A 14,374-nucleotide genomic window follows, 5' to 3' on the forward strand; every position below is an offset into this window, starting at 1 on the left:
TCACCCATACAACTCCCTAAGTCTCTCTATAGCACTAACTGTCCAAACAGTTAATCTACCTGGGTGAGTTCCAGGAGCCAAATGTTCAACTCCGAGGTTGTCCACAACCACTACATCAACACCTGGGTGGTTTCTTGCTCCAAGGACAATTCCCTCATTCTTTCCAACTACGATCAATGGACCCTTGGCCTTCTTGTACCTTCTTCCTCTCATTTTACCCTTTCCAGCTCTTACTCCAGACTTCTCTTTTGCTCTAACGATATCATCCCATATTCCAAGCTTCTTGAATATTTCTCTAGTTTCCCTTGTCTTCTGAACCTTTTGAAGATCATCCACAACTATCAACGGAAGTTGAGGAACGTTATCAATTATGTGGCCTCTAGCTCTTACTAAATCATAGTTAGCGGTAGCTGCTATTGCACTCATTAATGCCAGTCTCTTCTCCTTCTTGTTAATATCTTCCCATATTATCTTCTCAACCTTTGGTGGGTGCGTTCTTCTTCCACCTCTGGCAAATGGGACAAATGCTGCATACCTTGGAGGTGTCTTTAGCCTTTCAACTCTTGCCATGCTGTGTCCCTTTCCAATGTTTTCGGTAACTCTCCTTTTACCAGCCATTGGATCTCTTCCTTGAGGTTGAATTCTGTGAGTCCAGGATGCAATAACAGCTCTTCTAATAAGGTCTGGCCTAAAAGGAGTGAAGAATACCTTCGGAAGCTCTATTTCGCCAACAGGTTGACCGTTAAGGTCAAAAACCTTTACCTTCATTTATCTCACCCCATCTCACTGCTTTGATTCTACACTTACATAAGTTATCTGAGGCCTTTGGACAGGTGGCTTCTTCTTTGGAGGTCTTATAGCAGGTCTTACTCTAATTATTCTTTTTATTGCTCCAGGAACGCTTCCAGCTATCATCATGAAGTCGCTTCTAACAATTCCATAGTGTGGAAATCCACCCTTTGGAGTAATTTCAATCTCAGTATTCTCGTCGAGCTTGAGCTTACCGTTTTCTCCGATAGCTATTAGTCTCTTATTAAGCTCAGTCCTGTGGTGGAATCCCATTTGTCCGGCCATTGGAACAGTCCACATTACTCTTGCTGGATGCCATGGACCAATTGAACCTACTTTTCTTCTTCCCTTACTATCCTTGTGGGCTCTAAGCTTAATTCCCCATCTCTTTACAGGACCCTGGGTTCCCTTACCCTTTGTAACTGCAATAACATCAAGGAGTTCCCCTTCCTTTAGGACTTCTCCAACCCTTAGCTCTTTTCCTAGTTTTTCCTTTATGTAGTTAAACTTCTCCTCCACGCTAGTTCCACCAATAGCATATTCCATAACTTCGGGCTTCTTCTTGAGCTTAATAACCCAGGGCTGAGTTGCAACTATAGCCCTAACATCAACTATCTCTCCTTCTTTTATCATGTCCTCTAACTGGCCAAGCTTCTGTTCAAACATTTCCTGGGTGTAATTCTTTGGAAGAGTAGCTATTCTTCTCTCTAGTAGCTTGTAGAAGGTCATTTTTGGCTTAGGTTTGCCTTTTCTTTCTTTTGCTGGATAGTTGTCCAATGGAAAGTCTGGAACTATAACTTCTGTGGCTGTTTCAAGTCCCAGGTATCCCATTCTATAAGCTCTAATTCCGAATACCCTGAGTGGTGGAGTCTCTATAATTGTCACAGGCATAAAGATCTCTTTCCCGTTAGTCAGCCCTGGCTCGTCATCTATCATTAATATGTGAGTCATTCCAGCCTTGTATCCAGCGAAACCTAACATCCTTACTTCAGTTTCCTTTGGCCAACTCCTAATTCTCGGAACTATACTTTTTGCCCTTTTTCTTGGGCTGAATCCCAATGATCCCCTTCTTGGTCTGTGAACCTTACCCATTTTTAATCACCCCTTTTCCTCATGAAATTAAATATCGCCAATGTAGCAAGCAAGGCTTCCTCCGTTCTAACGGTCTTTGTTTTTTGTTCAGGGATTGTATTTAGGATTAAATCAAATTCATAATCCTCATTGTACTCCTTTAATATCTCTATTACACCTTTTTTTGGAGAGCCGAATACTATTCCTACCTCGCCCTCCAAGGGCACTTCGGCACTTCTCACATCAACACCCTTCCTCGAGGTTGCGATGACCACGTCGAGGTTTGCCTTTTTAAGTGTTTTTGCCAATGTTTTCCTACTGAGATGTACCTTGTATCCCCAGTACTCCGAAGGTTCTGCTGGAATCACTCTTAGAGGGTTTACTGATATTATCTTAAAGGTTCCTCTCCCTTCTCTTGCAACTCCCTTGATCAAAGCTGGTCTATCTAGCCCTATATCTGCAAACAGTTTCTTTCCTTTTCTGTAGGCATAGCCTTCTCGTATTTCCCCTATCCTTGGTGGAGCCTTTGGTTTATGGCTTGGAATTTGGAGGGGTGGAATGACTCCTGCATACTTTAACTCTGGAGTAATAGGAAATATTCTTTTTCTCAGGTACTGAGGGGTTTCTGCATATTCTAGGAGGAGTTTGATAAATTTCCCATCCTTTCCTCCCGCCTTGTATATCCATATGTGCTCTACTCCGAAGATTGCACATGCCCTTGCTACTTGGCCTACTTTGTATGCCTTTATTTTGGGGTCATTTGCTTCCTCCAATAGAGAGTCTGGAATGAAGACATGCCACGCCATTTCTGCTCTCCAACACCCTTTTTAATCATGAGAGCTGTTGTGGTGTTTCAATAATAAATTTAAAAGGGTTTCGAAGGTTTCCACCCTCACAATTCAAAAATTTTTAAAAAATTTTTGCAATTTTCAAGAAAAAGGAGAAAACCAAAAACTACTTAACGAGAACCTTTAAAAGATCAAAATCCCTTATCAAACCTACTAAATCCCCATCTCCTCTAATCACAGGAAGTTGTTCTATTTTATATTTAACCATTTTTCTTGCAACTTCATGCACAGTCATGTGAGGAGTTGCCACTATAACATCCCTAGTCATAATATCCTCGACTGGCTTATTTGGCAATTTAAGTTCAAACTTCTCAAAGAGCAGGGTTGGATGGCTCTCAAGAATCCATTCCTCTTCACTTGAGGCGGCAAGTTCAGTGCTTTTCATAATCCTAACGATTTCGCTATCTCTAAGGAGATCAGTCTCATCTACTATTCCAATTAACTTACCGTCGTCATCAATTACTGGCAATGCCATTGCGTTTGACAACAGCAAAGCCTTAAGTGCTGCCATAAGAGGAGTTCCTCTCCAAACAACACTCACATATCTCTGATAATAGGGTTCAATTTCAACATCTTTGTATTTTTCGCTTTTTGCTAGATATCTCCTGATGATATCTCCAACGGTTAGTATACCAACAGGTTTACCTTCCTCATCAATAACTACAACCCTTCTATAGTCATACTCGAGCATTAATTTGGCGGCTTTCTTTAAGGTATCATCTGGCTTAACTGTGGGAACGTCTCTTTTAACTAGCATTGCTAGTTGTTCCTCATCTACGTTAGTTAGCACTCTTTTTATGCTTATTATTCCAACTAATTTTCCTTCTTTATTAACTACTGGGAAACTTCTTACCTTATGCTTCCTGAAAAGCTCTAGTGCATAGTTTCTAGTAGCAGGAAGTGTTATAGTCACTGGATTTGGTGTCATTATTGTTTTAACTTTCACTGTCTACCACCCAAATGAGACTACGGGATTTTAGATATATTTAAGTTTTATCACAGAGGTAAAAAGAAACAACATAAAATACTGAGCAAAGAAAAAGAAGGTATTTACTCTTTCGCAATCTTAATTTCTGGAGGAGTTAAGATTACCTTTAAAGGACTTCCGCATATCTTGGCATAATCCCCTCCTATGATTGAGGCTGTTGTCATTAATTGTTCAGCTATTTTCTTCAGTAATTCAGGCTTCTGTTCTAGCGGTGTAAGCTCTACAATTACTATATTACCACTTTTTAGCTCGTCACTAACCCTCTTGAGATCAGCATGAGTAGAAATCACAATTTTCTTTATGTATACTACCTTTGGCTTTACTAACTCTTTTGCCAAAACCTCTTCTTCCACTGGTACAAGTTCAACTTCAGAGGGCTCTTCCTTTATTCTACTCTTAAGAGATGAGGGAACCTTTTTCTGAACTTCCGCCTTTTTAAGCTTGTCAAATAGCCCCACTTTAACCACCCCAGTTTAGTAATTAGAGTGCTAAAGAAAATTTAGTTTGCAAGCTTATAATCTTTTTCCATTTTTTCAATACTTCTAAAAGATAACTTTTCTCCAAACACTTTTTACTTTCTCTACATAATTAGGGGGTGTTGCTATTATAAGGATCCATCTAGGAGTTTGTCTTCTCTTAATTGCAGAAGCTAAAGGAGTAACCTTTGTTAAAGGTTCTTTTTTTCCATCACCAAGAAGAATTGATATTTCGATTTGCTTAAGACGAGGCTCGCTTATGATTAATTCAGGAACAGAGAGTTCAATTATCACTTCTCCTTCGCTTGCACCCACTCTATCAGCAAGTTCATTTTCCAGCTCTCTTATTTTTTTGGTATTCTTGTAGAGAGAAGCTATTATTCTTCTCTCGTCCCCCGTTAGATCCTGAGGCCCTACAATAACTGCTGGTTTATACAACTCCCTTCTCCTAATTTTTTGTATAATTTCACTCGGAAAGCCACCAATATCTTCAAGTTCGACTATTAGCCTATCATCAGTCATTTTCCAAAAATCAAACAGTTCTCCACTATCTAGAGCAAATTCCACACCCTTTATCAACATTGCCTCGGCTATCTTAACAGTCCTATGGAAATATACCCTAGAATACATTAGAGATCTAGCAACCAGCATACCTTCAACGGCTTCAAGTCCTTTTTCATCAACAACAAGTTCATTATCGTGTATTTTCATCACATTTAAGAGTCTCTCCAAGTCGATTATCCCATGAGCAACTCCAGTATAGTGAGCATCTCTAGCCAAATAATCAAGCTGGTCTACATCAATGTCTCCATTTATTATCATGCTTAGATACTTCTTTTTATGTACTCCACATATTAATTCCCCGACCTCTTTTGGACTATATCCTAGATCAGAAATTATATCAGGTATCTCCCCACCATTCTCAACTATATCTATTTTCCCCTCAATAATTTTCCTACTAATTTCCATGTGGTCCCCAATCTTTAACCTTTCTTTGTAAACTCTCTCAAAAGTATGACTAAATGGCCCATGTCCTATATCATGAAGTAATGCAGAAATTTGAACCAGCAAAGCTTCATCCCTTGGGATGTCCAATTCACTGCTTAGCTTTTTTGCTAAATACCAAACACCTAAAGAGTGTTCAAACCTAGAGTGGTTAGCTCCAGGGTATACTAAGTTAGCGAGCCCCAACTGGCGAATATATCGCAACCTCTGAATCTCAGGAGTGTCTACAAGTTTAATTAATTCCTCAGGGATTTTCATACTGCCATGGACTGGATCGTGAATTATTTTCCCATCGCTCACGCTATGCCCCCAGCTAGATTTAGGAAGTAATTTATTTTAAGTTAACTGTCTTCAAAACTAACATGATTAGATTGCGAGACCTAGTGGAAGACAAGGGAGTTTTACTTCTTATTGGAAATCCCCGATGGCTACTGAAGATACTTGTAGATAAATGGAGCAGAGAAAAGAAAGTCATAATATTTGGTAAACTTATTATAAGCCCACAACATCCAAAAAACGTAATAATACATTCGGACATTCCATCCTCTACAACTGATATCTATCCGACCGTAATAGAGGGGTACTTTGATAGAAAAGATATCGAAAAAGAAAGGATACTAACGTTTATCAGTAACAATTATAGAAAAGCTCCAGTAATTATTTATGAGGAAAAGTACTACTTTAAGAGAGCCTTTAAATCAAAATTATGCCATTATCTTTCTTATATAGCAGCCTACAAAAGAGAAACTGTCAATTTCGACAAAATAGAGATTTTTAAGTTAGAAAATTGCAAAATAATCAACAGAAGTATATACATAAGAAGGTTGTAATTTTGTAACTTTGAAGAGATAATGGGGTAAGTAATGGTAATCGGCAGGGATAAGACAAAAATGAAATTTCCTAAAGGGAAGACCAAGAATATATGGCATTTAATCATGGCAATCTATTTGGAAATCGCTCTGAATCCGAAAAGTTTATATATCTCTTTTTTCAAAAAACAAAATGCAAATCCCTTACAAACAAAAGGTTCGGAGGTGTAGGAAATGGGAGAATTGCCAATTGCCCCAGTTGACAGGCTTATAAGAAAGGCAGGTGCTGAAAGAGTTAGCGAGCAAGCAGCCAAAGTCCTAGCAGAGTACCTCGAAGAGTACGCTATTGAGGTCGCAAAGAAGGCAGTAGAGTTCGCAAGGCACGCAGGTAGAAAGACTGTTAAGGTTGAAGACATTAAGCTCGCAATTAAGAGCTGAAATCTTTTTTAGCACTTTTCTTTTTCCTTAAATTTTCGCAAATAATTTTTAACTATGAGGCTTATCTTTTTCTAGGGTGAGAAAAATTGACAATAGAAACACAAGAAGAGCCTCCCGAAATTAAAGTATATCTCCCAAGAGTTGGGATAACAAACTTAAAAAGTGTAGCAAAGATTGAGTGGAAGGGAAGAATATACACTTTTATTCCCACATTTGAAGTTGCAATAGACCTCCCCGAAGAGAAAAAAGGAATTCACATGAGTAGACTTGTAGAAAGCATCACCGAAACAATGAGTGAAGCTGTTGAAGAAGAAGTAAAGAAAGTTCACACTTCACTTGAAGATCTTGCCCTATGTATCATAAGAAGAATAGAAAAGAAACACTCCCATAAGAGAGCAGAGGTATGGATAAAAAGCACGCTAATTTTAGAAAGACAAACTCCTGCAAGCGGAAAAACTAGTTATGAACCCTATGACGTAGAAGTAGGAGTGATAAAGAACTCAGATGGAAGCATAAAAAAGGTACTAAAGGTAAAGGTTATCGGAAATACAGCCTGTCCTCACGCAATGGCAAACAACCAAGGAAAAACTCACATACAAAGAGCAATCGCCGAGCTAGAAATAGAGACGCATTTCAATGAGGATATAGCTCTAGAGGATATGATCGAAGTTGTAGAAAGCTCATTTAGCTCTCCAACTTACACCCTTCTAAAAACTCCTGACGAAAATGCTGTTGTGAGGAGAATGTACGAGAATCCAAAGTTTGTAGAGGACGTTGCTAGAGAAATAGTATACAAGGCAAGGAACAGATTCAAGGGGAAAATACATGTGAAGGTAATAAGTCACGAGAGCATTCACAAACACGACGTTATAGCTGAAGTTTGGGCATGAGCTCTTCCTTATTCTTTAATTTTCTCAAGCAGGTATTGCAATATGTAGGAGTCCTAAGATCCCAGTCTTTGATATCTTTTGGGGGATTCATTACACAATCTTCATGACAGTGTGAGAGCCCATATAAGTGGCCGATCTCATGAAGAACGCCCTTAAAAACCCTTTCGATAAACAAATATTTATTTTCTGTAAAAAATGGCTTTATTGAAAGAGCCAAAACATGATAATCCCCAACATTAACTTGGATTCCAAGGTACTTTTTGTATATGTCAAAATATCTATCTCTTGAGCCAATAGGAAACGTCGTGATTCCAAAAATCTTTGTTATGCTATCGTCATTTACATCGTCTCTCATTTCGACTAACTTCCCATATAAAGCCTCAACAACTGCCTCAAAAGAATACATATTAACAAACCCACTTGCAGTCTCAACTCTAATTAATGTCCCAGGAGGAAGGATAATTTTTCCAGCATAGACAATGTTTATTGGTAATCTAACATCTCTATAGAACCGCCTCACTCGATCATATACTTCAAAAAATAGCCACTCATACTCTTTTCCGCCCATATATGCAAAGGCTATTGTATCCATACGAGGAAAAAAGACTTAATCTTGGTTTATATTATTTTCCACCATGAAGGCCAAAAAGATGCTCCCCATAATCACAGCAGTATATTTTGCCGTTGGTCTTTCGATAGTTATTTCAAATAATCCGTGGTTCTTATTCACTAAAAATGCTCTCAGCGACATGGGGTCAATACAAAATCCCAAGGGATGGATGTTCAATACCTTTATTGTAATTCTCGGGATTTTGGGCGCTCTAACTGCCTTGGTGCACAAGAGAAAAATCCTCACGATGGCAATGCTCTTCCTAATAATGGTTGGCATTTTTCCTGAAGAGTACACCCCTCATACTCCATCAGCAATTCTCTTTTACATCCTCTCCTTCATAGATATAGCGACTAATGGAAAGAAAGCAGGGTTATTGGCTTTTGCAACTTTTCTCACAATGATAGGGTTGGTAGCAGTGGGTATTGGGCTAGCAATTCCAGAGCTAATAGGAGGTACAGTAATTCTTGGATACATGATATATCTGGGCTTGCGAGAAGAAAAAATATATACCAAAAACTCAACCTCTAACCCATGAAGGTTGTAGCCCTCCTAAGCTCAGGCATAGACTCTCCCGTTGCAATTCATCTTATGGCTAGTAGGGGGGTAGAAGTTTACCCTCTTCATTTTAGACAGGACGAGGTGAAGGAGAGAAAAGTTAGAAAAGTTGTCAAAAAGCTCCAAGAAATTCATGGCGAAAAGGTTAAAGATCCACATACAGTGAACGCCTACGAAGTTCAAGCTCCTGTTTTCGAAAAGCTTAAGGAAATAAAGAAAGGCAAGTGGACATGCGTGTTTTGTAAGTATACTATGTATATTGTTGCAGAGAGCTATGCAAAAAAAGTTGGAGCTAGTGCAATAATTACGGGAGATTCACTAGGCCAGGTGGCTTCCCAAACTCTTGACAATCTCCTAGTCATAAGCACAGCTACAAAATTGCCAGTAATAAGACCACTAATTGGGCTTGATAAAGAGGAGATAGTTAAAATAGCAAAGGAAATTGGGACGTTTGAAATTAGCATAGAAGAAGAACCTCCTTGTCCATTCGTTCCGAAGTTCCCAGTGGTTAGAGCTGGATTAGGAGAATTTCAGAAGATTTTATCTCAAGTGAAAGACAAACTTCCCAGGGGAGATTTATGAAACCCTTAAAGCTTGCAACTTATCTTCTAATCTTAAATTCCTTTCTTCTGCTTTTATATAGTTATTCAATCTACTATGCATTCGCAATATTTAGCTTTGTTTTAGCAATTGGAGTTATGAAAAGAATAAGGCTTGCAATAAAATTAGCTCTAATTTATGCTGGGATAGAATTGTTTTTCTCACTTTTATTTTTAATGGCTGGAAACATTGCATCGGCTGTCGACGCTACAATAAGCCTATTAATACTTCACGATATAATCTCGTATGTACAAGAAAAAGGGTAAAGAAGAGGCTATCCCTTAAGGATTATTCTTGCATCAACAACTACTGCTCCCTCGCCTTTTCTATATACAAACACTGGATTTAGATCCATCTCCTTTATGTAGTCCTTAAGATCATCGACAAGCTTTGAAACTTTTAGCAACATGTCCACTATAGCCTCTATATCTGCTGGTTCTTCCCCTCTAGCTCCTGCCAGTATTGGATAGGCCTTAATCTCTGTAATCATTTTTCTTGCATCTTTTTCTGTGATTGGAATTATTCTAAATGTTACGTCTTTCAGGATTTCCACGAATATTCCACCAAGTCCAAACATTATTGCATGCCCAAACTGTGGATCCTCAGTAACACCGATTATCACTTCTCGCCCAGGCTTAAGCATGGGAGCAATTAGGACACCAAAAATCTCTGCATCTGGCCTATATTTCCTAGCGTTTTCGTGTATTTCTTCCCATTTCTTCTTTAATTCTTCTGGACTTTTGATATTTAACATGACAACTTTTGCATCACTTTTGTGGAGAATTTGAGGAGACATAAGTTTCATAGCTACTGGATATCCAATTTCCTCGGCATATTTAAGGGCCTCATCAAGAGTTTTTGCCAGCTTTTCTTCTGGGACGGGTAGACCGTAAGCTTTTAAAACTTGCTTAGCTTCATATTCAACCATCGCCGTCCTTCCTTGTGCCAACACTTCCTCTATTATCTTAAGGGCCTCCCCCTTCATCTTTCATTCCCCCATCTTCCTCAAATATTCAGCATATCTAACTAACCCAGCGAGAGCTCTAACACCCCTCTCAGGGGTTGGATAAACAGGAACTCCTTTTTCCTCCAACATTTTAGCATATCTGTCTGTCTTGTAACCTCCCATTGATACAGCAACTATCGGTTTATCACTCTTCTTCGCATAGTCTGCAATGATTTCAATGACTTCCTCTTCATCCAGTAATGGAACCTGGAAGAGGACTATGACGAGAATTGCATCAACGTTTGGATCCTTTGTGAAAGCCTCTAGAGCTAACCTGTATCTTTCTGCATCAGTGTCTCCAACGACATCAGTTGGATTTCCAACAACTGCATGAGGTGGGAACTTTTCCCTTAGGAATCTTAGGGTCTCTTCACTCAACTCAGCTAATTTTAAGCCAAACTTTGCAACGGCATCACTAGCCATTACTCCAGCTCCACCACCATCTGTAATGATTCCAATTCTGTCTCCCTTTGGCAACTTACATTTTGCAAAAGCTTTTGCCAAATCAAACATGTGTTCAAAGTCTTCAGCCCTTATTATACCTGTCTGCTTGAAAACTGCGTCGTATATGACATCTTGACCCGCTAAGCTTCCAGTGTGAGACGAAGCAGCTTTTGCTCCATACTCTGTTCTTCCACTCTTTAAGGCAATTATTGGCTTTATCTTTGTTACTCTTTTGGCAACTTCCATGAATCTCCTACCATCTTTGACTCCTTCAATGTAAAATGTCATCACTTTAATCTGTTCATCCTGGGCAAAGTATTCCATGAGGTCAGCATCATCTACATCTATTTTGTTTCCATAACTAACCATTTTTCCAATCCCAATGCCCGCCATCGCTGCCCAGTCAAGCATTGCTGCAGCGAATGCACCACTTTGGCTAACAAATGCTATTGGACCACTCTTCGGTCTGTCCATCTTTTCTTCTGGTAAGAAAACTGTATCAACGCCAGTATCGGGAACATAAACACCTACACAGTTGGGCCCTATCACCCTAATTCCATGAGCTCTTGCTATTTCCAGTATCTCTTGCTCCATTCTTTTACCTTCTTCCCCGAGCTCACCAAATCCTCCTGTAATTATTACAACGGCCTTTATTCCCTTTTCTGCAATTTTTCTCATGGTTTCTGGGACTGCAGGGGCCGGAATTGCTACAACAGCTAAATCAGTGTCGTCTGGAAGTTCTTCGACACTATGATAAACCTTGTATCCATCAATTTCGTCAAGTTTGGGGTTAACTGGGTATATGTTGCCCTTGAATATTCCTCTCTCCTTGTTTCTCTTGAAATTCTCAAAAATAACATTCCCAACTTTTCCTTTCTTGTTTGTTGCTCCAATAATCGCTACAGCCTTGGGATCAAAAAATGACCTTAGTTGTTCTTTAATGTCCAAGTTGTTAATCATAATCTCCCCTCCTTCATGAAATTTTCCATAAATTTCCAAAAAGTATCTCAAAAGAGCAGATTAAAAGTTTTATGTGTATAAAATGATTATAAACGAAAGGTTTTAATGCCCCTATTCAACCTCACAATCATGACGAAGTACATATTTGTTACTGGAGGAGTTGTGAGTGGGCTTGGAAAGGGAATCACAAGCGCTTCAATAGGGCTTCTCATGAAAGCTAGAGGCTACAAAACAACCAACATCAAAATTGATCCTTACATCAACTATGATGCTGGAACTATGAACCCCTATCAGCACGGAGAAGTCTTCGTTCTTGACGATGGTGGAGAAGTGGATCTTGATTTAGGAAATTATGAAAGATTCTTAGACACAGAATTGACTTTTGACCATAACATAACAACTGGAAAGGTATATTCTACTGTAATAGAAAAGGAGAGAAGAGGAGAATATCTCGGAGCCACTGTCCAAGTTATTCCTCACATCACAGATGAAATAAAGAGGAGAATAAGAGAGATAGCTAAGGATTACGAAGTCGTTGTAGTGGAGATAGGAGGCACCGTGGGAGATATAGAAAGCATGCCTTTCCTCGAGGCAGCGAGACAAATGCAGCTAGAAGAAGGAAGAGACAACGTGGCATTCGTTCATGTAACATACGTTCCAAAACTCAAGGTAGTTGGAGAACAGAAGACAAAGCCAACCCAACACAGCGTCAAAGAGCTCCGCTCCCTGGGAATACAACCAGATGCAATTGTTGCCAGAAGTGAAGATCCCCTTGAAGAGGCCGCAAGAAAGAAAATAAGCCTATTTACCAACGTTCCAGAGGAAGCCGTTATCAGCGCGTATGACGTTGAAGATACATATGAAGTTCCCCTCCTACTGGAGAGAGAAGGACTCGGAAAATATCTAACAAAAAGGCTCAAGCTTGAAGATAGGGAACCAGACCTAAAAGATTGGGAAAAGATGGTTGCAAAATACAAGGCCCTAACTGAAACTGTTGAGATTGCAATAGTTGGAAAGTACGTCAAATTGCAAGATTCTTACCTTAGCATTAAAGAAGCATTAAAACATGCCAGCGTTAGTAATGAAGTCAAGGTAAAGATAAGATGGATTGAGGCCGAGGACGTTGAAACTCATGGAACGAAGCTTCTTGAAGGAGTTGATGGTATTATAATCCCAGGAGGATTTGGGGCAAGGGGAGCTGAAGGAAAGATACAGGCAATAAGATATGCAAGAGAAAATGACATCCCCTTCCTAGGCATATGCTTTGGCTTCCAACTAACAGTTGTTGAGTTTGCAAGAAATGTTTTAGGAATGAAGGGAGCCCATTCAACTGAAATAGATCCCCAAACTCCATATCCAGTTGTTGACCTAATGCCAGAGCAGCGAAACCTAGACAGGCTTGGAGGAACTATGAGACTTGGAGCTTACCCAGTAAAGATAAAGAAAGGAACCTTAGCATATTCCCTTTACAATAAGGAACTCGTATATGAGAGACATAGGCACAGGTGGGAGGTCAATCCTAATTACATTGAAGCTCTTGAGAAAGCTGGATTAGTGTTTAGTGGAGTTGCGGGGGACGATGAAAGAAGAATGGAAATTCTAGAATTGCCAGATAAGAGATACTTCATAGCAACTCAGTTCCACCCAGAATTTAAGTCGAGGCCAATGAGACCAGCTCCAGTCTTTCACGGACTCGTTAGAGCAGCAAAAGAATACAAACAGGAGAAAAATGTTACTCACTAATCATGCTAAAGAAAGGATAGCTAAGAGGTTAGCTAAGAAAAGAAAAATTTACAAAATTTACTCTACCTTATTTTCTTTTCTAAAAAATTCGATTAGGATTGAAGTAGAGGATACCATACTCTTTACTGATGGCAACAAAACGCTAGTTGCAACTAAGCTTGATGGTGAACTTTTAGACCTTGGAGATATCGTTAAGAGAGTTAAGGATATCGAAGAGAGCTACGAATGCGTGTTTTGGGATAAGAAAATTGCGAAAATAACAAAACCAATAAAATTCCTTCAGGAGATTCCTCCAGGGAAATACTATTTTTACATAAATAAGGAGAAGAAGGTTCTTTACATTGGTACTCATGAGCCTTTGTTAGCCTTAACTTTTAGACCCGCAAAAAGATGGGAGAGAGCTCTATTTTACTTCAGCTGAAATATCCTTAGCTTTTATCATGCTCCCTATCGCAATAATAGCCGTAACAACGATTCCACCTATCCCAGCATTAAAGAAGAACTTCCAAAGTGGATAGCTCAACATTCGGGTTAAGTAAGAGCAGAAAAACTCCCAGAGAGATGCTAGCAAAAACGCTGAAACGGTAGAATACCTAAATTCCTTTTTTGAAACTGTAGAAATGATGACCCAAGGGACTAAAATAGCTAGAACAGTGCTCACTAAGGCTAAAGCTACTGCCATTGGCAGAGAATAATACTCAGCTAATGAAATGCTTATCCCTATCAAAAATATAAAGGAAATAGCCAAAATGTACTTTTTTCCAATTTCCCTCATATTAACACCTCCACATCCTAAGGTCTTGGTTCAGGAAAAATAGACTCGCATTTGCTCCCTTTTTCGGTACAACAGCTCTCACCACATAACATTCCAAGGCTTAGCCAGCTTCCAGAAATTCCTGTTTGTGGTAAGTTAAAAAAATATATGGATTTTAGACCAGTTCTTCTGAACTCTAGCAATAGGTCTTACAACTTTAAAAGGATTTATACAATTATCAACTTCTGGATATTTGGGATAACTGAGCACGTAGGCACTATAGGCTACAATTAAAATTAAAATTATACTAATTGCCAGCAATACATGTTTTCTCATTGTCTCGCCTCAACAAATACTTTCTGCATTCAATATTTATAAAACTTTC

The 14,374-nt window shown here is 39.2% G+C and carries 19 protein-coding genes; 8 read left to right on the forward strand and 11 right to left on the reverse strand.

The window, feature by feature from the left end; genetic code table 11:
• The 6 genes from rpl4p to ACMFNG_RS01735 form a co-directional block, all read right to left on the reverse strand.
• Complete coding sequence (rpl4p, locus tag ACMFNG_RS01710; RefSeq protein WP_011012965.1) at positions 1 to 768, reverse strand: 50S ribosomal protein L4; 768 nt, start codon at positions 766 to 768, stop codon at positions 1 to 3.
• A gap of 15 nt (positions 769 to 783) precedes the next feature.
• Positions 784 to 1,881, reverse strand: a complete 1,098-nt coding sequence (locus ACMFNG_RS01715) for a 50S ribosomal protein L3 (protein ID WP_011012966.1) — start codon at positions 1,879 to 1,881, stop codon at positions 784 to 786.
• 2 nt (positions 1,882 to 1,883) lie between these two features.
• Positions 1,884 to 2,666 (reverse strand): putative RNA uridine N3 methyltransferase, encoded by a 783-nt coding sequence (locus ACMFNG_RS01720; RefSeq protein ID WP_011012967.1) that lies wholly within the window; start codon positions 2,664 to 2,666, stop codon positions 1,884 to 1,886.
• Between the two features lie 148 nt (positions 2,667 to 2,814).
• The gene (locus ACMFNG_RS01725) at positions 2,815 to 3,654 is read right to left on the reverse strand and encodes a CBS domain-containing protein (RefSeq protein ID WP_011012968.1); all 840 of its coding nucleotides are present in this window, start codon (positions 3,652 to 3,654) and stop codon (positions 2,815 to 2,817) included.
• Positions 3,655 to 3,758: 104 nt separating this feature from the next.
• On the reverse strand, positions 3,759 to 4,154 hold the full coding sequence (locus tag ACMFNG_RS01730; protein WP_014835563.1) for a cell division protein SepF: 396 nt from the start codon (positions 4,152 to 4,154) through the stop codon (positions 3,759 to 3,761).
• 84 nt (positions 4,155 to 4,238) lie between these two features.
• The gene (locus tag ACMFNG_RS01735; protein WP_011012970.1) at positions 4,239 to 5,477 is read right to left on the reverse strand and encodes an HD domain-containing protein; all 1,239 of its coding nucleotides are present in this window, start codon (positions 5,475 to 5,477) and stop codon (positions 4,239 to 4,241) included.
• 62 nt (positions 5,478 to 5,539) lie between these two features.
• Here ACMFNG_RS01735 and ACMFNG_RS01740 point away from each other — a divergent pair, with 62 nt between their 5' ends.
• The 3 genes from ACMFNG_RS01740 to ACMFNG_RS01750 all read left to right on the forward strand — a co-directional run bounded on the left by ACMFNG_RS01740 (position 5,540) and on the right by ACMFNG_RS01750 (position 7,314).
• Positions 5,540 to 6,007 (forward strand): hypothetical protein, encoded by a 468-nt coding sequence (locus ACMFNG_RS01740; RefSeq protein ID WP_011012971.1) that lies wholly within the window; start codon positions 5,540 to 5,542, stop codon positions 6,005 to 6,007.
• 213 nt (positions 6,008 to 6,220) lie between these two features.
• Positions 6,221 to 6,424 carry an archaeal histone A gene (locus ACMFNG_RS01745; protein WP_010867469.1) on the forward strand — a complete coding sequence of 68 codons (204 nt, stop codon included), beginning with the start codon at positions 6,221 to 6,223 and terminating at the stop codon, positions 6,422 to 6,424.
• 86 nt (positions 6,425 to 6,510) lie between these two features.
• Entirely contained in the window at positions 6,511 to 7,314 is an 804-nt protein-coding gene (locus ACMFNG_RS01750; protein WP_011012972.1) for a GTP cyclohydrolase IV, read from the forward strand.
• Here ACMFNG_RS01750 and ACMFNG_RS01755 read toward each other — a convergent pair.
• Complete coding sequence (locus ACMFNG_RS01755; protein WP_011012973.1) at positions 7,292 to 7,906, reverse strand: peptidase; 615 nt, start codon at positions 7,904 to 7,906, stop codon at positions 7,292 to 7,294. The two genes, ACMFNG_RS01750 and ACMFNG_RS01755, sit on opposite strands and share 23 nt — an antisense overlap.
• Positions 7,907 to 7,949: 43 nt before the next feature.
• On the opposite strand from ACMFNG_RS01755, the gene ACMFNG_RS01760 reads away from it, so the two are divergent.
• From ACMFNG_RS01760 to ACMFNG_RS01770, 3 genes are read left to right on the forward strand one after another with little or no spacing between them, the layout of a single operon-like run.
• On the forward strand, positions 7,950 to 8,462 hold the full coding sequence (locus ACMFNG_RS01760) for a DUF998 domain-containing protein (protein WP_011012974.1): 513 nt from the start codon (positions 7,950 to 7,952) through the stop codon (positions 8,460 to 8,462).
• Positions 8,459 to 9,064, forward strand: a complete 606-nt coding sequence (locus tag ACMFNG_RS01765) for a 7-cyano-7-deazaguanine synthase (protein WP_011012975.1) — start codon at positions 8,459 to 8,461, stop codon at positions 9,062 to 9,064. Before ACMFNG_RS01760 ends, ACMFNG_RS01765 begins: the two co-directional genes overlap by 4 nt.
• Positions 9,061 to 9,348, forward strand: coding sequence for a hypothetical protein (locus tag ACMFNG_RS01770; protein WP_011012976.1), 288 nt, complete (start codon positions 9,061 to 9,063; stop codon positions 9,346 to 9,348). The genes ACMFNG_RS01765 and ACMFNG_RS01770 overlap by 4 nt, the downstream gene beginning before the upstream one ends.
• An 8-nt stretch (positions 9,349 to 9,356) precedes the next feature.
• Here ACMFNG_RS01770 and acdBII read toward each other — a convergent pair whose 3' ends face one another.
• A complete protein-coding gene (gene acdBII, locus ACMFNG_RS01775; RefSeq protein ID WP_011012977.1) occupies positions 9,357 to 10,067 on the reverse strand; it encodes an acetate--CoA ligase I subunit beta in 711 nt (236 codons plus the stop codon).
• A gap of 3 nt (positions 10,068 to 10,070) precedes the next feature.
• Positions 10,071 to 11,492 (reverse strand): acetate--CoA ligase family protein, encoded by a 1,422-nt coding sequence (locus tag ACMFNG_RS01780; RefSeq protein ID WP_011012978.1) that lies wholly within the window; start codon positions 11,490 to 11,492, stop codon positions 10,071 to 10,073.
• 129 nt (positions 11,493 to 11,621) lie between these two features.
• Here ACMFNG_RS01780 and pyrG point away from each other — a divergent pair, with 129 nt between their 5' ends.
• Together pyrG and ACMFNG_RS01790 are read left to right on the forward strand one after the other, a co-directional pair.
• Entirely contained in the window at positions 11,622 to 13,235 is a 1,614-nt protein-coding gene (gene pyrG, locus ACMFNG_RS01785) for a glutamine hydrolyzing CTP synthase (RefSeq protein ID WP_011012979.1), read from the forward strand.
• Positions 13,222 to 13,656 carry a hypothetical protein gene (locus tag ACMFNG_RS01790; RefSeq protein WP_011012980.1) on the forward strand — a complete coding sequence of 145 codons (435 nt, stop codon included), beginning with the start codon at positions 13,222 to 13,224 and terminating at the stop codon, positions 13,654 to 13,656. The genes pyrG and ACMFNG_RS01790 overlap by 14 nt, the downstream gene beginning before the upstream one ends.
• Here ACMFNG_RS01790 and ACMFNG_RS01795 read toward each other — a convergent pair.
• On the reverse strand, positions 13,639 to 14,010 hold the full coding sequence (locus tag ACMFNG_RS01795; RefSeq protein WP_011012981.1) for a hypothetical protein: 372 nt from the start codon (positions 14,008 to 14,010) through the stop codon (positions 13,639 to 13,641). The two genes, ACMFNG_RS01790 and ACMFNG_RS01795, sit on opposite strands and share 18 nt — an antisense overlap.
• 135 nt (positions 14,011 to 14,145) lie before the next feature.
• Positions 14,146 to 14,325, reverse strand: coding sequence for a hypothetical protein (locus ACMFNG_RS01800; RefSeq protein WP_048192914.1), 180 nt, complete (start codon positions 14,323 to 14,325; stop codon positions 14,146 to 14,148).
• Positions 14,326 to 14,374: the final 49 nt, after the last annotated feature.

The sequence above is a fragment of the Pyrococcus woesei genome (genome assembly GCF_050496105.1).
Classification (GTDB): Archaea; Methanobacteriota_B; Thermococci; order Thermococcales; family Thermococcaceae; genus Pyrococcus; species Pyrococcus furiosus.